At 39.2% G+C, this 24,233-nt stretch carries 15 protein-coding genes and 1 pseudogene; 2 read left to right on the forward strand and 14 right to left on the reverse strand.

Going from position 1 to position 24,233, the window contains the following annotated elements; translation table 11 throughout:
* Positions 1 to 5 precede the first annotated feature (5 nt).
* The 7 genes and pseudogenes from TY03_RS00725 to TY03_RS00750 form a co-directional block, all read right to left on the reverse strand.
* A complete protein-coding gene (locus TY03_RS00725; RefSeq protein WP_042366446.1) occupies positions 6 to 2,159 on the reverse strand; it encodes a carboxypeptidase-like regulatory domain-containing protein in 2,154 nt (717 codons plus the stop codon).
* A gap of 48 nt (positions 2,160 to 2,207) precedes the next feature.
* Complete coding sequence (locus tag TY03_RS00730) at positions 2,208 to 2,987, reverse strand: tetratricopeptide repeat protein (protein ID WP_042366448.1); 780 nt, start codon at positions 2,985 to 2,987, stop codon at positions 2,208 to 2,210.
* Positions 2,988 to 3,015: 28 nt separating this feature from the next.
* Positions 3,016 to 3,180 (reverse strand): annotated as a pseudogene (locus TY03_RS22760) (transcriptional regulator); the annotation flags it as partial.
* A gap of 449 nt (positions 3,181 to 3,629) precedes the next feature.
* Positions 3,630 to 5,246 carry a hypothetical protein gene (locus TY03_RS00735; protein WP_042366450.1) on the reverse strand — a complete coding sequence of 539 codons (1,617 nt, stop codon included), beginning with the start codon at positions 5,244 to 5,246 and terminating at the stop codon, positions 3,630 to 3,632.
* 164 nt (positions 5,247 to 5,410) lie between these two features.
* Positions 5,411 to 6,694: an IS1380 family transposase gene (locus tag TY03_RS00740; RefSeq protein WP_042366226.1), complete on the reverse strand. Its 1,284-nt coding sequence runs from the start codon at positions 6,692 to 6,694 to the stop codon at positions 5,411 to 5,413.
* Between the two features lie 87 nt (positions 6,695 to 6,781).
* Positions 6,782 to 7,903 (reverse strand): carboxypeptidase regulatory-like domain-containing protein, encoded by a 1,122-nt coding sequence (locus TY03_RS00745; RefSeq protein ID WP_081713022.1) that lies wholly within the window; start codon positions 7,901 to 7,903, stop codon positions 6,782 to 6,784.
* A 6-nt stretch (positions 7,904 to 7,909) separates the two neighbouring features.
* Positions 7,910 to 8,635 carry a GLPGLI family protein gene (locus TY03_RS00750; protein ID WP_042366454.1) on the reverse strand — a complete coding sequence of 242 codons (726 nt, stop codon included), beginning with the start codon at positions 8,633 to 8,635 and terminating at the stop codon, positions 7,910 to 7,912.
* A gap of 39 nt (positions 8,636 to 8,674) precedes the next feature.
* Between TY03_RS00750 and TY03_RS22275 the strand changes: the two genes are divergently transcribed.
* Positions 8,675 to 8,821 carry a hypothetical protein gene (locus tag TY03_RS22275; protein WP_187373963.1) on the forward strand — a complete coding sequence of 49 codons (147 nt, stop codon included), beginning with the start codon at positions 8,675 to 8,677 and terminating at the stop codon, positions 8,819 to 8,821.
* Positions 8,822 to 9,210: 389 nt separating this feature from the next.
* Here the strand turns inward: TY03_RS22275 and TY03_RS00755 are convergent, their stop codons facing one another.
* From TY03_RS00755 to TY03_RS00780, 6 genes are all read right to left on the reverse strand, one after another.
* Positions 9,211 to 11,091 (reverse strand): tetratricopeptide repeat protein, encoded by a 1,881-nt coding sequence (locus TY03_RS00755; RefSeq protein ID WP_052332353.1) that lies wholly within the window; start codon positions 11,089 to 11,091, stop codon positions 9,211 to 9,213.
* 421 nt (positions 11,092 to 11,512) lie between these two features.
* Positions 11,513 to 13,141, reverse strand: a complete 1,629-nt coding sequence (locus tag TY03_RS00760; RefSeq protein WP_042366455.1) for a S41 family peptidase — start codon at positions 13,139 to 13,141, stop codon at positions 11,513 to 11,515.
* A gap of 20 nt (positions 13,142 to 13,161) precedes the next feature.
* The gene (gene coaD / locus TY03_RS00765; protein WP_042366457.1) at positions 13,162 to 13,620 is read right to left on the reverse strand and encodes a pantetheine-phosphate adenylyltransferase; all 459 of its coding nucleotides are present in this window, start codon (positions 13,618 to 13,620) and stop codon (positions 13,162 to 13,164) included.
* A 3-nt stretch (positions 13,621 to 13,623) separates the two neighbouring features.
* Complete coding sequence (locus TY03_RS00770; protein ID WP_042366459.1) at positions 13,624 to 15,495, reverse strand: DNA topoisomerase IV subunit B; 1,872 nt, start codon at positions 15,493 to 15,495, stop codon at positions 13,624 to 13,626.
* 8 nt (positions 15,496 to 15,503) lie between these two features.
* Positions 15,504 to 16,640, reverse strand: coding sequence for a hypothetical protein (locus tag TY03_RS00775; RefSeq protein ID WP_042366461.1), 1,137 nt, complete (start codon positions 16,638 to 16,640; stop codon positions 15,504 to 15,506).
* A gap of 276 nt (positions 16,641 to 16,916) precedes the next feature.
* Entirely contained in the window at positions 16,917 to 18,803 is a 1,887-nt protein-coding gene (locus TY03_RS00780; protein WP_042366463.1) for a SusD/RagB family nutrient-binding outer membrane lipoprotein, read from the reverse strand.
* Between the two features lie 115 nt (positions 18,804 to 18,918).
* Here TY03_RS00780 and TY03_RS00785 point away from each other — a divergent pair, with 115 nt between their 5' ends.
* Positions 18,919 to 20,202, forward strand: coding sequence for an IS1380 family transposase (locus TY03_RS00785; protein ID WP_042366226.1), 1,284 nt, complete (start codon positions 18,919 to 18,921; stop codon positions 20,200 to 20,202).
* A 198-nt stretch (positions 20,203 to 20,400) separates the two neighbouring features.
* Here the strand turns inward: TY03_RS00785 and TY03_RS00790 are convergent, their stop codons facing one another.
* The gene (locus TY03_RS00790; protein ID WP_042367232.1) at positions 20,401 to 23,802 is read right to left on the reverse strand and encodes a SusC/RagA family TonB-linked outer membrane protein; all 3,402 of its coding nucleotides are present in this window, start codon (positions 23,800 to 23,802) and stop codon (positions 20,401 to 20,403) included.
* Positions 23,803 to 24,233: the final 431 nt, after the last annotated feature.

Genomic DNA, 24,233 nt, shown 5'->3' on the forward strand with positions numbered 1-24,233 from the left:
TTGTACTAAAACGAAAAGACCAATCCAGCATAAAATGTCCTTAATGTATGATATTTGTTATACGTCCCAGAGTAGTTTGTATTATAGTATATACCGTTGGTTTCATTTTTAGTATTTAATATATTGTTTATTGACAAGTAGATTGTAAGAGCCAATTTTCTAAAGATCATGTGTTTTGACATTGATAAATCTAGCCTGTCATAAGCCCCTCTTTGTATCTCTTCCAGTGAACCGTATGTTGGCTCATAAGCATTTGTTTTGGGATTCCATGTTGATGAATAGACTGGATAATCCAATATATAACTTCCAGGTCTTCCTATGTATGAAATACCAATAGAAAATATTTGGGGGGCTGTGTATGCTATAGATGGTTTCAAGAAATATAGGAAATTATGACTCCCCTTGTATTTTACTCCATCTACATCAACCTCTTGTTTTATAACAGAGTTTGATAATGAAATTGTTAGATATTTCCAAAATGTTTGAGAAACTAAAAATTCAAATCCTAAAGTTTGAGTTTTGTTTATAGCATAATAGAAGTCAACAGGTTGCTCTCCACTCTCTTGCTTAAAATATAGAGCAGATTGAATTTTAGTTTTATTTTTTTGATAAGAATAGTCCAGTGAAACCTGTTTGCTAGACAATAATCTATACATTAAATTATAGTAACCTGGTTGCGTATAATTATGATATTGTCCTGTACTTAATATTAATGAATGATTATTTGCAGGATTATATCTAATACTATATTGAATACTTTGATATTGTTTTTGATCTTTTAACGGAATGTTTATTCTTGCCCCTATAGACATAGATAATTTCTTGCTAATATCCCAATTCAAATAAACGTATGGCTCTAAAATCATATTAGAGATGATTGTATCTTGAAGAAAAGTAGGTGAACCTTCATTCATTGCATAATAATATATTGGAATTGTATTATTAACATCCGTATTTTGGTTGTCGAAAGTAACACCTGTTTGTAATGTTATTTTTTTTGCTATTTCTTTCTTATAATTAGCCGACACATAGTGTGAGTAGTCATTAGAGTGCATTTTATTATTACCCAACAACACATCTTTTTTTTCATAATTATACCCATAATTGAATGTGAAAAGTCCGACTTTTGAAAAAAAACTCAAATTATTAACAGAGAAGTATCTCATTCCATCAGAACCTAAATCTCCTTGATATGCCTGCATTGATGAAACGCCTTTGTAACTTTCGCTCATGAAGTAATTGAATGAGTTAAAGTATATCTTGTCATTTAATTTTAAGCGAATATTTACTCCTGCATCCTTTGTGTCGTAGCTTTTCATATCAGGTAAGCTCTTATCGTTTATCATTTTTAATAAAATAGAATTTTGCCAATTAGCATAAGCCTGAACAAAAGTTGACTTCCCTTTTAGTTTTTGAGAAACAGAAAAGCCAACATTTCCTATTCCACTTGAAACTTGGTATTTATTTATATCTATTTTACGTATAGTATTGATATCAACCATACCACCTGAAGCATTACCAGTAGTTAGGGGTGGATTTGAAGGATACACTGTTTGAATATCAATCATTTCGGGGTTGAATATACTAAAGAAGCCCACATTATTTAAACTAGAAGCCCTCACTGGTCTATAAATAGGCACACCATTATATATTACTCTTGAACGATCAGAGGAACTACCACGAAGAGAAGGATTAGCACTTTCGTCACTATTGGTTGATGCCGGCATATTAATAATTGCTTTTAAGGGGTCTGCTTGAGAAATAGGATTCATGTATATATCCAAGCTACTTAATTGTGCTGTCGAAAACTGCTCGGACACAGGAGTTGCTCCTAAAACGACAATCTCACTAATACTCAAGGCTTCAATCTTCAATACAATAGTGTTTTCTGCATCTTGTTTTAGTTTACTAGCGGATATTATTTTGCTTTCATATCCAATAAAAGAAACAGTAAGCGTATCAGTACTATGTGTAAATGAAATAGAAAAACGCCCATTCATATCACTAATTGCACCACCATTGGGGTGTGAAGCGAAGAATATATTGGCACCTATTATAGGACCGTTTTCAGTATCTATAATAATACCTGTAATATCTTGAGCTTTAGCCATGATAGATATTGCGAGCATGAATATTATCAATAATATATTCTTTCTCATTGTTTAGATATTCTTTTAATGAATGAATGGGCGGATGCGATCCTATTGCTATAGAGATAATTTTGATTTATTAGATTTTAGGACATAGCTATTAGGATATTCAGTCAGACCTAGTTCTATGTACTTCTTTGCTTTTTCCATATCTTTTTGCTTAATATAGTGATTTGTAAGTAGCTCATAGCTTTCCTGTTTTCCCCACGATGGCAGATATGGATTGCTGACTTTCTGAGCAGGAAGAGAAATTGCTTTTAGAGCATATTTTTCAACACTTTTACCACCTCCGAAATTCTCTGGGGTGTAATAATCATTGTTAGCTAATACATAATATGCTCTTAGGTTATTTTTATCAAGTTCAACAGCTTGCTCAATATAGGTTGTAGCATCTTTAGACGCTTGAACTACTTCTGGAAATTTCAAAAACTGACAAGAGAAACTTTTAAGCATTGATAATAATGCATAATCTTCTGAATTCTTCTTTTTAATTGATTCCAATGTCTTTATTCCATTTGTTAGTATAGCTTTAGAATTACTTATATCAGATTTTTTTATGTAATAAATGCTATTATAATATAGAGCATAGCCCTTCCAATATAAAAATAAAGAGTTGTTATTATTTTCATAAGAAGAGGACAAGTCATCAATAATAGACGTTATTTTAGAGTCACTTTGATCAGCGAATGAACTCATAAATGCATTAATGATCTTTTCTTGAATATTAGTAAGATCTATAACATTATTACTTTTTATTGATTCTGTAAAATTAGGACTCGCTGTAGTTGGTGCTGAAACTGCTATTAGCACAATTAATGCAATAATTAAATTTTTCATCTTGTTTAAATTTTAAATTGTTATCTATAAAACCCTTCTTAATTACTATGTAATTTGCTTTCTGTAGTTTATCTAGCTGAGTACTGAGATTGCCGGGAGTAGCATTACAAATATCATGCAGATATGTAAAATCTGCTTCTGCCACACTCAAAAGAACAGACATTATCGCTAGTCTTAGCTCAGAGCAGAGCAAGGGGGCTTGTAGTCATTATATCTAATACTACATAAATTGGAGAAACAGCTAAAATAGATGCATCCCACACTATAGATTGATTATAGTTTCCCTCTTCTATATTCTGCTGCGTATTTCTTATCATGCGAGTGATAAGTTCTAAACTTTTTTTCGTTTAATCTTTTCTCGGTCATAGTTTCACCGGCTTAAAAGTGAAATATATTAATTAAATCAATCTACTTTATAGCAATAATTCGTTTATCTGGAGACATAGTGTAATTGGGATGGGTACTTTGCCCTAAAAGCTCAACCATATAATATTTCGAGAATTCATACAAGAAATGGGTTGGAATTATGTCAGAGCTATAGGTGGCAGTAAACACTGGGTGAAAACGGTTCTCACTTGAATGATAATAATATAAGTAATCTACATATATGTGTTACATCCATCCCCTTTTGAGAATAACTTCTTAGAATTTATATCTTGCTTTTAGCATAAGATTGCCGGGAATCTGGCGGAAAAAACGCTCTGCTAAATAAACACCATTGTTGTATGTTGCTACCCAATCTTGCTTATCCATATGTAACATATTTACGCCCACTATTTCAATTTCGAAATTCTTATTTAAAACGTAATTTATATTAGTATTCAGGTTATACTGATTTTGTTTATAGTCTGGTGCATCATTGATAACATACTCTAATTCGACAGCAGCAAAAAGACGCTTATTAATATTCATTTTAATTTTGCCGCCATACCGCTGTATATGTTGAGTGCTTTCGGCGCCTAATGATGATTTATTATTAAAATATTCTAATCCTGCTTTACACTCAAAATTAAATATCTGCTTATGATAGTTACTCTCTAATTGAAGCAGCGCGGATGCATTTTCAGCCTGAATCTTATTTTCAATACCCATAGCCTGATTGGAAAAGGACGTGTAATTATATCCACCGTTAATTTTCATTACCCAAGGAATAAACCCCAATCCTTTATTTACAAATAATTTTGTGACAAAATAATCTTTAGGGAGAGTGGATACTGGTTGGTATTTAGTCAGTAAGCCATCTTGAAAATAGTCGTTTGAACTTGAATTCTTAATATGGCTATACATAGAGGTAAATACAACCATCGTATTTGAAAACAGATCGTAAATACGATAAGTCAAATTAGCACTGTACTTACTGCTATATAGATATTGAGTTAAGCTATTTTGCATGTAATCCTGATAAGAGTCAAATACAATTCCCGATAGAAAAGCACTGGCAGGAACAGGAGAATCCGATTCTGAAAATGCAACATTTAAAACATGCTTTCGACTAAAAAACAATGAAACTTCTGCCATTGGATTTAGTTTCACTTTACTCTCAGAAGCAAACTTGTTATTATCAAATTGATATATATGCGCAAAAACTCCTAATTTGAATCTTAATAAACCGGTGTTTTTTACCAAACTAACCCCTGCATTATAATCATAGACATCCATTTTAATGCTGTTTCGTAAGCTGTCAGCATCCAGTTCAATAGATCTCTGCGAAGGAATATCTTGATAAATATTCGAGCGATATCTTTGGTTACTGATCTGGGTGTTTAAACTCGAGTTAATAAAATAGGCCGAATTGATTTTATACATAAATGAGAGATTTGCCCCTGACTCTATTTGCTTGAACTTTGTTTTTTGTTGCCCATAGTACCAACCATTGTCAACAATTAAAGGAATTGGCAGCAGTAATGAGTCGACCTGCATATCATATGCTGCCGGTTTATTGGAATAAGAAAAATAGATATTTGCAGCAAGCAAATGTCGCCCTAAAGAGTTCATTAGCAAAACATCATGGCGGGTCTTAAGCGTTTGAGCATCATAAATATCCGAAGCATTGATTTGCTTTTTGTCTATACTATTTAAGGCCATGGCATTTCTGTTCATATCAATGTTTGAAATATTTCCTTTATATGCCAAACTGAACGTTTGGGATGGTTGATAACTCAATTTCCACAAACCGCTGTATAGCCTGTTTTTCCCTTTACTATCAATTTGCTTTGTGGTTTCAAGGCTACCATCCGGCAATAAATAGTTATACCTCAAATCCGCAGCTAATTTATAACTGATTCAAATAGCGATTTAATTCACCTAATAGTTCCTACTCGTAGCTTTTCCCCCTGCTTTTCTCCTTGATTTCAGGTTATAGGGCATAGCTTCCCCTTTCCCCAGTTAGCTGAAGGCATAAGTAATCCCACGAAAAGTTGTTTTTACGGACTCCAAAGCAACTTGTATGGTTTGTCGGAATAAATATTGAGTACCCATTGTCTGCCTGTCTTTACCCATTTCGCAGGAACTGTAATGAATCGAAAGATAAATCGTTTGACTCGGCTTACCGGTTCAATATCTTCAAACACGGCTGCAACCTTCTCAATAAGGTAAGCATAAAAGTTTTTAGCCATGGCTGTAAGTAGCAGGAATACTGTATTCTCTTTGAGGAATGAACAGGGAAGATGACTCCACCCGAAATCGTTATTCATCATGTCGAATGTTCTTTCACAGGCTCCACGAGCATTGTAGAAGAGTACAATGTCTTTTTCAGAACTTTCATGGTCATTGGTTAAGATGCACCGATAGGTGTATTCACCATCAAATAGGTCCAATTGGTTGTCCTTACGCTTTTGCCTTTGAATAACAAGTCGGTAGTTTTCTTCTTGCAAAAAGGAAGTAAAAGGTATGGAGGTCACTTCATAATTCTCGAAGTTGATTTCTTCTTTTTTCCAATCTGTGATTTTCGTCATTTCTTCATACAGAGACTGACATTTGCCGGCTCGTATGTAGAACTTGTTGCAGTAGCCATGTGTCATACGGATAATCTCTTCCGAATAAGAACCACAGTCCATCCGGCAACGGTCTATGAATATTCCCCTATCGGCCAAACGACGAAAAGTCCGTTGGAGCGTATCCGCTTGACGAAAACGGACATTTGCGTTTGCGGCCCGATTTTCCACACCAACAATGTTACCACCAATAGTTGCCGTGCCGGGGAAATAACCACGTTTTTTCTTGTAAGAATACTGAGTGTCATACTTTTCTGTGGGAATAAACTGGTGGTCGAAGTCCAAGTTATAAAGCGTGTTTGGCTTGAGTTGTTCTGTTTGAAGGAGCATATCGAGCATCAAACTATTAAGCTGTTCCGCCTTATTGAAAGCATAGCTTGCTCCTTTTTGGGAAGTATAGTGGATATCCAATTCTGCGAGTTCTTTTATGCCTCTCAATAAAGTATCCGGACTGGGGATTTCAGTATCCGGGCGTAATTCAAGATGTTTGCCAAGGTGTTTGCCGATATCTTCGATGTGGTCACCGCCGCAATAGTAGATCCAAAATAGGCTCGAAATAATTTCGCTATATTGGTAACCGGCGTAGGAAGAACGTAATCCTAAAGATTTATCGATCACGGAATTCAGTCCTAAACGAGAAAATTCATCCATTGCGTAAAATATACCCCCAAAAGGAGTGATATTATCTGATTTTATGGCTATTTTTGTTGTCATATGCACAAGTACCTTTATGGTTTGTTTGGTAGCACTAATTTAGGTGAATCTTGTGACATAACCAAACCTTGAGGATGTTATTCATCCTCAAGTGTTTGGATTCTCTGAAAATAATATGACTGCGGATTTAAGGTTATACTTAACGATATCTTGGGCTTCTTCATTGATTTCGTTAAATAAAAAGTATGATGTACATTTCAACGAAGTGTTGGGCTGATATGCCATATTAAGAGCGCTCAATAGGTTTTTCCTTTTGAAAGTGTTATTTTGGGGCATGAGCATACTTTGTTCTTCTTTCGACAATTCGATAGAAGAGCTGCTACTATTATTCATCAACTCATTAATACCTCCTTGAAGACGAATGTACTCTTCCATATTAAAGACCTCGTCTCCTGTGTTATTTAAGGCTCCTACAAACGAGGTCATTAGCTTTGAGTTCATTTGCATGATGCTTGCCTTTCCTATATATTTATCCTTGTATCCGTAGGAAGCGGTCAGTTCGCCCGAAATTTTACCCATTTTTTTGTTACTTACACCTACATTAATGACCGTTTTTTCATGAGACTGGAATCCGCCAAGTAGGGAATATTCACTGTAGTTATTCAAAACCTCTACATTTTCAGCAACATCAGCAGGTAAGTTTTTAGTTGCCATTTGCGTATTGCCGGAAAAAAAATCCTGCCCATTAAGCAATATGCTCTCAACCTGTTTACCTTGTGCCTTTACTCTCCCCTTTGAATCCACTTCTACACCCGGTAGTTTTTTCAGAACATCTCCAAGAACTATCTCAGAACCATCTGTAAAGACTTTAGGATCATAACGGATTGTATCATTCTTAAATCTTATTCCAGGGTTTCGTCCCGTCACGACAACACTTTCTAGTTCTGTGAGACTCTCATCTAACACAAAGTTTGATACGACTATTTTATTATCTGTAAAAATAATCGGTATTGTTTTTGCAGAATACCCCAAGCAACTTACACGCAAAAAATACTTTCCAGCCTCTTTCTGTTCAATTTTAAATTTCCCTTCGTTGTTTGTAGTAGCATAGTTAACAGACAAAGAATCGGCTTGTCGTAGAAGTGTTACATTTGCATAAGAAACAACCTCATTATTCTTATTCTTAACACTTCCGGATATGACAAATTGAGAAGATGCTTTGATAGGGAGCAACAACATTAAAATTATCCAAAGAAACTTGAATCTCATTTTACACTACATTTTAATAACTTTCACTCCAGGCCCACCACTGTTAATACCCATCTCTTGCATTTTCTTTGTGCGGGTGTTGTTGAAATCTTCTCTTGTTATTTTCTTACCCGAATTTGGTTTTTTGATATCTTTTAATGCATCATATTTCAAGTCTATGTCTTGCACTACAATTGTGCGAGCTTGAGTTTCCAGTTTTATTATAAGTCCGGGCAAGCCGAAATATGTTCCAGGGCCTTCGTTAACTGGGATATCAGGGCAATACCATGCAATATCTCCTCCTGCATTGGTGGCCTTTTTGCATTTTAAACTCCCAATAGTTTTTTCTTCTGCACTCATATTCCATATTGGTGCATTTAAGCCCTCAGTAATCAAAAATAGTTTATCCAAAATATACTCTTGCGAAATGATTTGTTTGTCATTCTGATTTTTATATATGGTAGCACCTCCTCCCATTCGCATTGTCTGAACATTTAAGCTGCCTTGTTGTGGCTGCGTGGCAGAGTTTATTTGGATAGGAGAATAGACACTTTCTCCTTGAAATGAGTACAAACACATCGTTCTGTTTTGTTGTTTAAGTTGAGCCTCTACAGCTGCTCTCATCTCAGGGGATAGTTCTTTAACATTATCAGAAGCTCTTATTTGTTCTAAATATGTTACCCGTATTCCCTGTGCATTACTAAAAGCGGCTAGGCTAATCAATAGTCCTATAGTCATAATTATTTTTTTCATCGTTTTAAAATTTAAATAATGATAATAACATCAGCATCAATGATAATTATTACAATATCCGATTGCGCTGCAACTGCTGATACTTCTTCTTGTACTGGCTGTGGATTTACAGTAGGCGCAGCACTTACATTAAGCGATACAAAAGATAACGTTGCTATTGCTATTGAGAGAAAAACTTTTTCATAATAAAAAAATTACTTTGTTAATCTGCAATTGAAAGTTTCTTTGCATGGACATATCAGCAATTGGTCAATATTCACATTGCTTTTCTCTAATTAATAAGATTCAAGCAACTCTGTTATAGATATATATATTCAGAAATCATTTGAAGTTGCGGTCTCTATAGTCTCCGCACTACATCCCATCATTAAGGTGATAAATAAAAAGAAAATGAAGTTTCTCATAAGCGCCGTGTTTTTGTTTATATTAGCATTATGTCAATGGCAAATATAGGGGTAGGTTTTAAGAAAACTGTAATAGTAAGGCAACTTTTTTGCGATCGATTAATGTTTTGTTAATCAGCTAATTACGGTTTTATTGGAGAAAATACGAGATTTTGGGAGAAGAAATTTTTGTTATTTAAGCGAGAGTTGAGCATTGATAAATGCTAAAAAACCTTTTTTTCCATGTTGAGGAAACTTTATCTCAATACAAATTTGACTCATATATCGCTCGATAGTACGCATGTTTACATCAAGCACTTGAGCTATCTCGTCGATCGATAGCCCCAAAGCAGTGAAGTAACAAATATCAAGATAGTGCTCTTTTAGCAAAGGGTATGTGCGCTCTAGCTCCACGGCAAATCCGTTGCGGGAAAGATTGAGCCAATGCATTAAGAGTGATCGGTCTGTGCATGGTAGATAGGTGAGGTTCTGGATGAGTTGTTGGGCTGTTTGGAGTGCTTTTATGTCGGTAGGATTCAATAGGGGGGTGTCTGTGCCATAAAGTAGCTTGAATTGATTGCCGATTCCTTCCGACTCTTTGTTCTTCTGCTCCAATGCATTTATTCTTTGTAGCAACGCTTCCGTTTGCTCCCGATATGTTTTTTGAGACTGTGCTTGCTCTACAGCCAATCGGTTTATTTGGTTTTCTAGTATTTCTTGTTCGTTTTTTTGTAGCGTAGTGTCTGTGTGCAATCTTGATTGCAGTGCTCTTCTTTGCCCTTCGAATAGGTTGTTTTTGCTTTCGAAGAATGCTTTTTCTTGCAAGAGCCTTTCTTGCAGCAAAGATATCTCTTGTTTTAAAGAGCCGGTTTTCATTTGCATCTTCTTTTTATAGCGTCTGAAGCCATAGGCAATACCAAGAAGTACAAAAATGGCTATAATTAATGTAAAGAGCCAGCGATTTTTTAATTCGGAGTTTTGATAGAGCAATTCCATTCGGTCGTATTCTTTTTGGATTCCTAATACTTCCTTATATAAATTCCGGCTCTGTATAGAATCAGTTATTGCAATGTATTGAACGGCATATTCTGTTGCTTTTTGATAATTTTCTGCTGCTATGGCTTCTTTATACAAATAATCGTATACAGAGGCTTGCGAAGATAAATCGGCTGTGCGTAAGGCTTTTCGTAATAGTTGCTCGGCCTCCTCCTTGCGGTTTGTTACGCCATACAGTTTGCCCAAACTAACTAGTGTTTTATAGGGAAAAGAGGCGGGGGTGGATATGCGTAAAGCTTGCAAAAAATACTTTTCGGCTTCCTCGTACTTTGCCTCAGATCTCTTTCGGATGGCTATATTATGGTACGCTTTCGCTTTAAGGCGCAAGTCGGGGGTAGAGTCGGCGATTTGTATCAGTTGATTGATGCACCAATCGGTACTATCTACTTGGTTCAAATGGTAATAGATACTTGATAAATTGATGAAGTTACTGATCTTAGAGTTTATGTTTCCTATCTGGCTGTTAATCCGGAGTGCTTTCTTATAATATTCTTTTGCCAACTGATAATGATAGGCTTTGTTGTTTATGAACCCCAAGCTACTGTAGATACGAGAAACAAATTGTTTGTTCTTTATCTGGGGAATGAGGCTCTCGGCCTTCTTATAAGCGGTTAATGCTTGTGGTATATCGTTGAAGCTTTCTTGCGCTATAGCCCCTTTTATATAGTATATTTCACCTTTCTTATTGAGGTTGTTCTTTTTATTATAATAATGAGCTGCAATATTGATTAAAGAGTCTGACGGGATGGGTATATTGCAACGATACTGAGTTAAAGTGAGCAGCAAAGCATAATCGGCCTGCTCTTGATTGACCAATAACTCAGGGTTGGGGATCGATTTTAATATGGATAAGGCGGAATCGGGGTGATGCCAAAGTAGCTCCTCGACTTGTGCTAAAGAAGTCGATACTTTATCACCAGTACGGCTGCAAGATGTATAGAGGCATCCGACAGACAGTAAAATGCAGCACATACTGATAAAGCAGGTTCGAGTGTTGGCATAAATACGGTTTGGCATTATCGTTTTTTTTGATTTAAAGGTGTTTCAAAAATAGATTAAGTATTTGAATAATCCTATTTTTGAATTTGGCATTTGTGTTTTTTTATGATGTAGGGGAGGAGGCACCCATTTTGAAGTTGTCGAATAATCAATTAGCCTTGTAGGTAGAGCCGATCATGAAACGGAAGAGTGGTGAGATGAGGAGTAGTAGATATAGGTTGAGCACAGCAATTTATAAGTTTAACTATTTGATTATAAATGTGCTATTTGTTTTGTGTTATACTGGTGTTTTCATGCTTTTTTTTGTGTACAAGAGTCGTATTTTAACGCTTTGTTAACTACGTACTTTTGGTACCAATGAGTACGTATTCATTGATACCAAAAGTATATATTCTTGTATGCGGGAGAAATATACAAGCAGATGAAACAATTAACAATGTTAAATTGAAACGTTCAACTTTTGCTTGTATTCGTTCGAGTTCAATATTTCCAATGCACGTTCTACGCTTTTATTGGCTTGGTTCATGACTTGGAAGTACTCGTTCATATCCCACAGATCGCGTGCAATAAGTGCTTTGAGCTGTGTCTTGATAAGTGGCAATGAGGTATTGTATTGCGTTTCGTTGAAAGCAATCTTCTCTTTATCGGCCATTTCGCGTAGGGTGGCGAGTAGCTGATCGTCTACTTCGAACTTCTGATTGTACGTATCGAATTTCTTATACTTGCCGGCCAGCTCTTTGCGATTGCCCTCAATAAACTTAGCTACCAACCGGATGATGACACCTTTGGCAACCAGGTTGCGGTGATAATCGCTATACAGTGTGGTATCGACAGGCACAAAATAGTCGGGCATGATTCCTCCGCCACCGTATACGGTACGTTGTAGCTTCTTTGTCTGGCTCTTCAAGGAGTCGGGAAAGTGGATGCTGTCGGCACTGACCATCTCGCCACGGTTGTAACGCTGCATCAAGTCGCTTTGATATTTTTCGATGTTGCTTTCGTCGCTTTTTCCGTTGGATAACTTGGTATCGGCAGTGCTCTCGTAGGGCTTCTGGATGCATCGTCCGGCAGGAGTGTAGTAGCGGGCAACGGTAAGGCGAATCATCGAACCGTCGGGCAAGTCGATGGGGCGTTGTACGAGTCCTTTACCAAACGAACGGCGGCCTACTACCACACCTCTATCCCAGTCTTGTACGGCTCCGGTCACAATTTCGCTTGCCGATGCCGAGAACTCATCGACCAATACGACCAAGCGACCTTTGCGGAAGTTTCCATTGCCTTTGGCGAAGAATTCGCTACGTTGAGCGGTGCGCCCTTCGGTATAAACAATCAGTTCCTTTTGTTCGAGAAACTCATTGGCCAGATCGATGGCTGCATTCAGGTAGCCGCCTCCGTTGCCTTGCAGATCGAGAATCAGGTCTTTCATGCCTTTCTTCTGCAGCTCTTTCAAGGCTGTGGTAAACTCTTCGGCTGTGGTAGCACCGAAGCGATTGATACGGATGTAGCCCGTTTGAGGTGCAATCATATAAGAGGCATCAAGGCTTAAAATGGGGATTTTATCGCGCTGTACGGTAAACAGCAAAGGGTCTTTAACTCCGTGGCGAATGATGGTGAGGTTTACCTTAGAGTCTTTAGGGCCACGAAGCCGTCCCATAATATCTTCGGTGCTCATCTTAACACCTGCAATGGCCGTATCGTTGACTGCAATGATGCGGTCTCCTGCCAAGATGCCTACCTTTTCCGAAGGACCATTACTCACAGGCTGAATAACGAGCAGTGTGTCTTCGATCATCTGAAACTGAACACCGATACCCTCGAAATTGCCTTGTAGCGGTTCGTTCATCTTCTTCACCTCTTCGGCATCCGAATAGGTAGAGTGGGGGTCGAGCTGTGCCAACATCTTGATGATAGCCTCTTCGACCAGCTTATTCTCATCTACTTTATCTACATACAGATTGGTGATGGCGAACTCTGCCATTTGCAACTTGCGCAGTGCATCTGTTCCGAAGTTTTGTGCCTGTGCCATCACAGCACATAGAGCGATCAAAAAACAAAAGATTTTTCTCATTATTCTATGGGGTATATGGTTTATATCTCTATCTCCATCCCTTTGGGAATGAACATACTGATATCTTTTTTAAACGTAAGCAACTCGCGTACAATGGTCGAGCTGATACAGGTGAGTTCCGGCTCGGTGAATAGCAGAATGGTTTCGATGCCCGCCAGCTTCCGGTTGATATCGGCAATGGTCTCTTCGTATTCAAAGTCTTTCACCGTTCGGATGCCGCGTACGATGAACTGTGCATCGACTTCGCGGGCAAAGTCGATGGTGAGGCTGTTGTAGGCGATGACCTTGATACGTGGTTCGTCGCGGTAGAACGTACGGATCATATCAACACGCTTCTCAATAGGGAAATACGTGTTTTTGTTCTCATTGATACCGATGCCGATGACTATCTCGTCCATAAAAGTCAGTGCGCGGCTTACCACCGAATAATGTCCGATGGTAAAGGGGTCGAATGTGCCCGGAAAGATAGCTCTTTTCATTCTTTATGCTATATCTTCTTCTATAACTAGGTTACCTATGATAAAGTTCTGTCGCTCCATGGTGTTTTTGCCCATATAGAACTCCAGTAGCTCTTTGACTGAGTCGGTTTTGCGCAAAGAGACTTGCTCCAAGCGCATGTCTTTGCCAATGAAATGCTTAAACTCATCGGGCGAGATTTCTCCCAGACCTTTGAATCGGGTGATTTCGGGAGACGGATTCAGCTCCATAATGGCTCGCTGACGCTCTTCGTCACTGTAGCAGTAAATGGTTTTCTTCTTATTGCGTACGCGAAACAAGGGTGTTTGCAGAATGTACACATGCCCTTTCTTGATCAGATCGGGGAAGAACTGAAGGAAAAAGGTAATGAGCAGCAAGCGGATGTGCATGCCGTCGACATCGGCATCGGTTGCTACAATGACTTTGTTGTAGCGCAGGCCTTCGATACCGTCTTCGATATTGAGTGCTGCTTGCAACAGGTTGAACTCTTCGTTCTCGTAAACCACTTTTTTGGTCAGCCCGAACGAGTTTAGCGGCTTACCACGCAAACTGAATACGGCCTGTGTGTTTACATCACGGCTTTTGGTGATGGAACCACTGGCCGAATCTCCCTCGGTAATAAAGATGCAAGAGTCCTCTTCGAGCCCTTTGCCCTTGGTGTCATTGAGATGTATACGACAATCGCGCAACTTCTTGTTGTGGAGATTAGCCTTCTTGGCGCGCTCGCGAGCAAGCTTGGTTACACCGGCAATGGCTTTTCGCTCCTTTTCCGAATCTTGAATCTTTTGCAGCATGACTTCGGTCACATCGGCATGCTTATGTAGATAATTGTCGACCTCCTGCTTGATGAAGTCGCCTACGTACTTATTGACGCTGATGCCGCCGGGAGCCATGTTGGTCGATCCCAGTTTGATCTTGGTCTGGCTCTCGAACATCGGCTCTTCTACGTTGATGGCAATGGCTGCCACCAAACCGTTGCGTATATCGGTATAGTCTTGATTCTTATTGAAGAACTCCTTGATGGTGCGTGCAATGTGCTCTTTGAAAGCACTCTGATGCGTACCGCCTTGTGTGGTATGCTGTCCGTTGACAAACGAGTAATACTCTTCGCCATACTGACCGGTGTGCGTAAAGGCTATTTCAATGTCCTCGCCCTTGAGGTGAACGATGGGGTAGAGACTCGAAGCGGTCATGTTATCGTTCAGTAAGTCTACCAATCCGTTGCGCGAAACAATGCGTTGTCCGTTATAAATCATAGCCAACCCCGTGTTGAGGTAGGTATAGTTACGCAACATGGTTTCGATAAATTCGGGGCGGAACAGGTAGTTCTGAAAGAGTGTTGCATCGGGTTCGAAGAACGTAAACGTTCCGTTATCCTGATCGGTGTCTTGCGTCTCGTCGCTGAGCAGATTACCTTTCGAAAAGGTAGCAATACGCACCTTGCCGTCTCGGTAGCTGCGTACCTCGAATCGCGAACTGAGTGCATTGACCGCTTTTACGCCGACACCATTAAGCCCGACACTTTTCTTAAATGCCTTGCTGTCGTATTTGCCGCCGGTGTTCAACATGCTTACGGCTTCGATCAGTTTTCCTTGAGGGATACCGCGTCCATAATCGCGCACGCTTACCCGCAGATTGTCTTCGATGATGATTTCGATCTTTTTGCCGGCCTGCATTTTGAACTCGTCGATACTGTTGTCAAGCACTTCTTTGAGAAGGACGTATATTCCGTCTTCGATGTGTGCACCGTCACCCAACTTTCCGATATACATACCCGGACGTGTGCGCACGTGTTCCATGTCGCTCAGGTGACGTATGTTGTCGTCGGTGTATTCCACCACGTGGTTGTTTGAGAGTATCTCTTCGTTCTCTTCCATCATACTAGTTAGTCTATCTTTTTCACAAACGCACGGCGACGTTTATGTTGTTCTGTTTTAAAATATTCCCATTGTGCCTGAACTTTGCCGTTCATCTCGAGTTCAGGGTTGCTTTCCGCAAAGATAAAACCTAATTTCTGATAAACCGGAATTAAATCGGAAAATAACAAAGCGTTAACACCTTTATTCTGATATTCGGGCTTCACGGCTATCAACAACAGATCGAGCATTTTAGCCCGTCGCTTCATGAAAAGCGCTTTCAATAGATGATACCATCCGAAGGGTAGTAATCGCCCGTTCGACTTCTGTAAAGCTTCTGATAGCGACGGCATTGATATGCCTACGGCTATTAGTTTATCGTTTTCGTCGACAATGAGCGGTACCATACGCAAGTCGACAATAGGCAGATACATCTTGACGTATTGGTCGATTTGTCGTTGCGAAAGGGCCGAGTAGCCATATAATTCGCTGTAAGCTTCGTTCATCAGCTCGAAGATGGCTTGTCCGTAGTCTCTGGCAAGTTTGCGGCTGGAGGTGTACTTAACGATTCGTAGGTTGTACTTTTTTTGAATAATATCCGAGATGCGTTGGTGTTTCTCGGGGATGCTTTCGGGGATGTATATCTTAAACTCCACCCAGTCGGCTTCTTTTTCGAAACCCAGTTGCTCCATATGCACAGGGTAGTAGGGATGGTTATAGATAGTAGCCATGGTGCTTAACTGATCGAAACCTTCGATGAGCATGCCTTCGGCATCGAAATCAGTAAAACCGAGCGGCCCTTGTATGTGGTTCATCCCTTTGGCTTTTCCCCACTCTTCGACTGCCCGGATGAGTGCTTGGGTCACTTCGAGGTCGTCAATAAAGTCTATCCAACCGAAACGGACATTTTTCTTGTCCCAGGTCTGATTGGCACGATGGTTGATGATTCCTGCTACGCGGCCCACTATTTCTCCGTCTCTATAGGCTAAGAAGTACTCTGCCTCGCAAAACTCGAATGCTGCATTTTTTTTCTTGTTGAATGTGTTGAGCATATCGTCATAAAGGTCTGGAACCGAATAAGGGTTTCCCTTATACATATAGTAATTAAACCGGATAAACTTATGGAGTTCTTTCTTGCAGGAAACTTTTTTGATTGTAATTGCCATAGTTGTTTTTATATTGAAGCGACAAATATACGTGATAATCTTTGAATTGCAATCGACTACGTTATAGAAATTGCGGACCGGTCCTCTTCACTTATTTGATGTTGAAGCGAATGGCTATGGTTTCATTCTTTGTATTGTGGGGCAACGATACGATCGTTTGGTTGCCTTGGGCATTGATCGTTCGGCCTTCTCGATGAATATCAAGGCCTTTTACGAACAAACGGTGAAAATGAAGAATTTACTTCATTTCCACCGTTCTCCTTTCTTTATAAGAAATTATTTTTTAGGTCCTTTTCCAAAATCAGGGCCTTTGTCATACCATACCCGTTGGCTGTTTAGCGTAGAAGGGGTATTGAATGCTTCACCACTATAGGTATAGTTTTGAGCCTCATAAGCCGCAATCGTGATATCGTATAAGATATCTGATTGGTTCGGTGCAGAAACTGGGAAGCGGCGTGGTATCAAGTATTTATCGCCCAATACTGGATCGAACTGCTCGTAAGGGAGCAATGTACTTCCAGACATCGGTATTCCGGAACGTCGAGACGTTACGAATAAATCCATTGGTGCCATCAGGTAGTGAATGTATTGCTGTATGTAAACTTTCTCCAAATTCTCGTCTTGGCTACCAGTTAGTTTATATACATCATGAGTTAACATGTCCTGTACTTGTGCCTCTGTTAGTTTTATGCTTTTGTCGTGCTTGTCATTTACATAAGTGATGTCGTAATATGGCAAGTGGTTTAAACCTGCTACATTATTATAACCACGTACTGACAATTCAACACCAGCTGACAAGTATTCTTGAGCAGTTTTAGGCAGCGTAGCTCCCAATAGTTTGAACTCAGCTCTTAAGAGGTTCGTTTCTCCAGCAGAGAAATACAATCCATACCAACCATAAGGCTCCTTGTCTTGTACCGGTTTTACTCCGGGTACATCCGGATAGGTATATGTAAGCAAGCCTTTGATTGACTCGGCATTTCTATAAGCTATCGGAGTGTAGGTTTTTTTGGCTCCATCGTTAGCAAATAAGCAAAAGATAGAGTTGTTCGGGTCAAAATATTCGTCGTAAGCCGGATTCTTGTTCAGTTCTACCTGACATGGCAATCCGTAATAGCGTACCCAAGGCTCTCCTGGTTCTTTCCAGTTTTTAAATACTTTCTTTCCGTTTGCGTCTAATGTATATTCTACATTTTTCTCTACATAAGATGGGAGTGCCCGTTTCTGATCGAAGAAACCTTGTACTACATTTGAATTGTAATCATTCTTTTGGAAAATATAGAATAAACGAGGATCACGATTGTTAATCATGAAATTAATCAGTTGGCGACTTCCGGCGGCAACAGAGATGTCATTGTTCCAGTTATTATCTCTTTTTCCTTTGTTGTATACAAAGTCATCTTCTAATGTTTCAAGAAAACCTGCTGGGCTCTTGCTAGCATCATTTACAATTTTGATAGCACGTTCCTTATCTATGTTTATCAAACGAGCAGCAATTCTAAGTTTGAGCGAATTTGCAAACTTTGCCCATTTGGCAAGATTTCCTTTGTAAACAAAGTCTTGTGTACCCAAAATGTCTACAGGTTTCTTTTCTGTAAGATACTGAATCGTTTCGTCCAATTGCTTCAACCACAAATCGAAAAGCTCAGGCTGCGTGTCATATTTCGGTTTCAATGTACCTCCATAACGTGCCATTTCGGCTTCGCTATATTGGCGAGAACCATACATATCTGCATCTTCCATGCTTAGGTATACGAGCATAGGGTTGCAAAGATATGGGATATATTCATGCTTTGCTTTCTCTGCTTCTCCGAGTAGGCTTACTTGATACTTAATCTCATTCGCATAACGCAGCAATTCATTTACTTGATATCCACAGCCTGTTTGTGTGATGACATTTAATTTGTTCGAGTTTCCACCACCAGGAACTGTTGCTTGTACCCAATTTGACATATAATCGAATCCATAGAACCATTGTGAATAATCGCCAGGTTGGAACGCTGTTTCGCACTGGGTAAACAAGAAACGAATATTTGGTTTCGTAATTGTTGACGGATTGGAGTTCAGGTCTGCGAAATCGTCTATGCAAGAATTGAAGAGTCCTAGTCCGCTAAAGACGAGAACGGATATTAGATTTTTATATTTCCTTAAATCCGCAGTCATATTATTTTCAGAGAATCCAAACACTTGAGGATGAATAACATCCTCAAGGTTTGGTTATGTCACAAGATTCACCTAAATTAGTGCTACCAAACAAACCATAAAGGTACTTGTGCATATGACAACAAAAATAGCCATAAAATCAGATAATATCACTCCTTTTGGGGGTATATTTTACGCAATGGATGAATTTTCTCGTTTAGGACTGAATTCCGTGATCGATAAATCTTTAGGATTACGTTCTTCCTACGCCGGTTACCAATATAGCGAAATTATTTCGAGCCTATTTTGGATCTACTATTGCGGCGGTGACCACATCGAAGATATCGGCAAACACCTTGGCAAACATCTTGAATTACGCCCGGATACTGAAATCCCCAGTCCGGATACTTTATTGAGAGGCATAAAAGAACTCGCAGAATTGGATATCCACTATACTTCCCAAAAAGGAGCAAGCTATGCTTTCAATAAGGCGGAACAGCTTAATAGTTTGATGCTCGATATGCTCCTTCAAACAGAACAACTCAAGCCAAACACGCTTTATAACTTGGACTTCGACCACCAGTTTATTCCCACAGAAAAGTATGACACTCAGTATTCTTACAAGAAAAAACGTGGTTATTTCCCCGGCACGGCAACTATTGGTGGTAACATTGTTGGTGTGGAAAATCGGGCCGCAAACGCAAATGTCCGTTTTCGTCAAGCGGATACGCTCCAACGGACTTTTCGTCGTTTGGCCGATAGGGGAATATTCATAGACCGTTGCCGGATGGACTGTGGTTCTTATTCGGAAGAGATTATCCGTATGACACATGGCTACTGCAACAAGTTCTACATACGAGCCGGCAAATGTCAGTCTCTGTATGAAGAAATGACGAAAATCACAGATTGGAAAAAAGAAGAAATCAACTTCGAGAATTATGAAGTGACCTCCATACCTTTTACTTCCTTTTTGCAAGAAGAAAACTACCGACTTGTTATTCAAAGGCAAAAGCGTAAGGACAACCAATTGGACCTATTTGATGGTGAATACACCTATCGGTGCATCTTAACCAATGACCATGAAAGTTCTGAAAAAGACATTGTACTCTTCTACAATGCTCGTGGAGCCTGTGAAAGAACATTCGACATGATGAATAACGATTTCGGGTGGAGTCATCTTCCCTGTTCATTCCTCAAAGAGAATACAGTATTCCTGCTACTTACAGCCATGGCTAAAAACTTTTATGCTTACCTTATTGAGAAGGTTGCAGCCGTGTTTGAAGATATTGAACCGGTAAGCCGAGTCAAACGATTTATCTTTCGATTCATTACAGTTCCTGCGAAATGGGTAAAGACAGGCAGACAATGGGTACTCAATATTTATTCCGACAAACCATACAAGTTGCTTTGGAGTCCGTAAAAACAACTTTTCGTGGGATTACTTATGCCTTCAGCTAACTGGGGAAAGGGGAAGCTATGCCCTATAACCTGAAATCAAGGAGAAAAGCAGGGGGAAAAGCTACGAGTAGGAACTATTAGGTGAATTAAATCGCTATTTGAATCAGTTATAAATTAGCTGCGGATTTGAGGTATTTCATATTTTTTTTCATTAATATACTTAGAAATCTACGTTAATAGTCATCATATAATTAGCTGTATACGGCTCAAAACCTCTGATACGGAATTCTGAAGAAGTGTTACCACGACCACTTTCCGGGTTTAGGTTATTAGGTAGAGAGTTGTATAGATATCCAAGGTTACGAGCTGACAGGCTTAATCCCAACTTCTGCATACCTAGTTTACTTGCGATTGTTTTAGGGAATTGGTATGATAAAGTGATTTCACGTAACGCTACATAACTTAACTCATGAACCCAAGTGTCAAAAATAACATTTTGTCCCCAAGCAGCGCGGTTGATATTATATGTACCAGCGTGAGTTGGTTCCAATTTTCCTTCTTTCACTAATTGAGCGTATGATAGCCCGCTGACATCATGAACAGTTCCATCAATGAATGTAGCATTTGTACCTTCTTTAAACACTCCCTCAGGAATAACGCCATCATGATAGGTAATGCCGTTGCTACCACCTGCATATTGACTAGTCCATGTCATTCCTCCATGTCCTTCTCTTCCTGCCAAAGAGCTTTTTAACCAACCGGATTGTGTTCCGTATAAGTTAGAATAAGAAGCGACTAATCCACCAAATCGCATGTCGGTAGCGATATAAAGATTCCAGTTTTTATAAGATAGGTTTGTTGCAATAGAGCCAAGGAAGTCTGGGGTCATTTTACCAACCTCTTCTACTTTTCCACTTCTTGCTTCGTAAGCACCTCTCCAACCTTCGTCCCATTCCAACAACGTCTCTCCTTTTTCATTTTTTGCAGGAAGAATGTCCGACATCAAGATACCATAATCACCTCCAACTCGGGCTACCGAACCGATGTGGTAGTCATAGTCATTCGGATATCCACTTAGTTCAATATAAGAGGCCACGTTTTCGTGCAAAGAAATGATTTTATTGGTATTCTTAGTATAGGTAAAGTTCAAGTCCCATTGCCAGTTTGCGTTTTTAAACGGAGTAGTGTTGAGGGCTACTTCAATACCGCTGTTCTGGATGTTACCTGCATTTACTTTTTGAGTATCTACACCCGAAATGCTAGGTACTTTAATGTTCATAATCTGATCGGTCGTATTTTCCTTATAGTAAGTAAAATCTAACCCAATGCGATTATTGAATGCACGAAAATCTAATCCAAGCTCCCACGAGTTTTTGCGTTCCGGTTTTAAAGATTTATCTTTCAAAACCTTATCAATGGTATTGGTATAGATGTTGCCTGTTGGGGTTTCTATTGTACCAAAACCATAAGTCTGGTTAATTGAGTACGGGTCGGTATCATTACCTACTTGTGCCCATGAACCGCGTAGTTTAGCAAAAGAGACCCACGAAGGTAACTTAAATGTTTCGCTTACCAACCAAGATCCTGAAACAGATGGATAGAAATAAGAGTGATTACCTGTTTTAATGCTATATACTAATGCAGACGACCAGTCGTTTCTTCCGGTAATATCTAAATATAATTGATTTTTCCAGCTTAAGTTAACAGCAAAAATAGCTGAGATAATACGCTTGGTTCCTTCAATTTTACCCGATGATTTTTTAGGGTTTTTAGAGTTGTCAACAAACCATTGACCCGGTACTACCATACCACCATCTGTATTGATTGAATAGGCAGATTGGTAATTGTTGTAATACTCAAAGCGTGTGAATCCACCGATATAAAAATCGTTGAGTTGCTTGCTAGCTGTAAATGTACCTCCAAAAGTGGTTTGCTCTTTGCTGTTTTGCCACATTCCGTAGTATCCGCCATCGTTTGCATAACCGCTTCCTAGTTGTTTGTCCTCACCGCGGGTATAGTAGTAGTTCATGTTGGCGTCGGCTTTGAATCTAAGCCAATCCATCATTTGAACGTTTACCTCAAATTGTGGTCTGATAACGGTTTCTTTTTGATAGTAAGTGTTGTTGTCAATAGCAAACCAGTATCCTTTTTGTGGAACGGGAGCATATAAGTCACCGTAGCTGCTGCTGGCAATACCTCCATGTTCTCCGGCATATTTGTCGCGGAAATAATTAGAGTCATAAAGAGGAGTTAGGATTTGAGTATTTGCATTTACAAATAGCTCTCCTACATTTCTTTGTGCATTTCTAGGAGTTGAATTGGCGAAGTTAACAGATGCTGCAACATCAACTTTCTTACTGATTTTATAAGTTCCTTTAACTAAGAACGAATAACGCTCAAAAGTATTGTTGGGAGTTGTTGAGTTTGCTTTCTTATACGAAATAGACGAATAGAATGTGGCTACGTCGTTACCACCTCTTATGGAGACGTTGGTATTCGTGTTGAATCCTAAGTCGTACATATCCAGCATATTGTTCTTATGCGGAGAATATGTTGTCCATGTTCCGTCGTAATTCCGTATAGGGCTTCCGTCATATCTTCCACCGTATCCGTAATAGCCTGCGCCAATCAATGTATGATCTTTATTGTTGTCTACAGTAAATTGATATGGATCCCATACGTTACCGTTTTTATCTGTATCTTTCCAGCCGGGGATAAGACCAATACCGAACTCTGTTTGAATGTCGGGAGTTTTAAAAGCGTGATCGATACCCAGGGTTTGTGAGAAAGAGACTCCAAAGCCTTTCCCTCCTTTACCGCTTTTGGTTGTGATCACTACGGCTCCATTAAGACCGCGCGAACCGTACAAAGCCGTTGCAGCAGCACCTTTGAGTACAGAAACTGTTTCAAAATCGTCCGGGTTAAGGTTCTTGAGTTCATTTCCATAATCTTTCGCATTGTTACTTCCGGCGTCCCAGTCTACTGTGCTGTTACCCGATGTGCTGTTGTCCAATATCACACCGTCGATAACATAAATGGGCTGATTGTTGCCTTTAAGAGTCGATGCACCACGAATTTGTATTTTAGTTGCTCCAAAAATACCGCCGTCCGACTGCTTGATTTCCACACCGGCCACTTTACCTTGCAGTGATGCTACCGGAGAAATTGTATTGGCAGTTCTTAAAGCATCTCCTTTCACCTCAGTTACGGCGTATCCCAATGCTTTTTGTTCACGTTTCAACCCCAATGCCGTTACCACGACCTCATCCAATGCTTGGGCGTCTTCTTTGAGAGTGATGTTGACAACAGTTTTACCGGCTGTGCTAATCTCTTGTTTTTGCATACCAATATACGAAAACTCTAGAATAGCTTTGGCAGGAACATTAGAGAGAGAGTAGTTACCGTTAATGTCGGTGATGGTACCGTTGGAAGTACCTTTTACTAATACTGAGGCTCCAATAACAGGTTCTCCGTTTGTATCGGTCACTAAACCTGTGATTGTTCCCACTTTTGCTTGCTGTGTGATGGCTATAGCATCTTTCTCAGAAGTATCTGCTATGGCAAACTGTGGAGTTGCGCACAATAGCAGAAAACTAGTACCTGCTACTTTCAGAAAATTCATTTCGCGAGGTTTTGTAAGGTTTGTAAATAGGTTGTTTTTTCTTGTCATACAACTAAATTTTTCGATTAGATCATGTAACTTGTATTTCTCGATGCGGCATTTATTTAAAAGCCAGCATACCATTTGTTGGATTTGTACATCTAAGTTTTCATCGGTAAGTGTTTTTTCGTTAATGTATAATTGTGTGATGTTCCTACTTTGGATATTGAACATCGTTGTTAGTCTAGGCCTTGATATTTGTATAGTTTTAATTCGTCTGGTGATTCTAATTCGCAACTCAACTCATTAAATCTGTGCAGGTTCTTTTTGAACTTGAGAATTATTTGTTGTTGATTTTGCACATAGATTATTTTTTTGAATCATATATTTTATATTCTTCATGTTTATAATTCTGTATTCTTTATCGTTTTTTCTATTTTTTTATAGATCTT

Source organism: Bacteroides neonati (genome assembly GCF_000499785.1).
Classification (GTDB): domain Bacteria; phylum Bacteroidota; class Bacteroidia; order Bacteroidales; family Bacteroidaceae; genus Bacteroides; species Bacteroides neonati.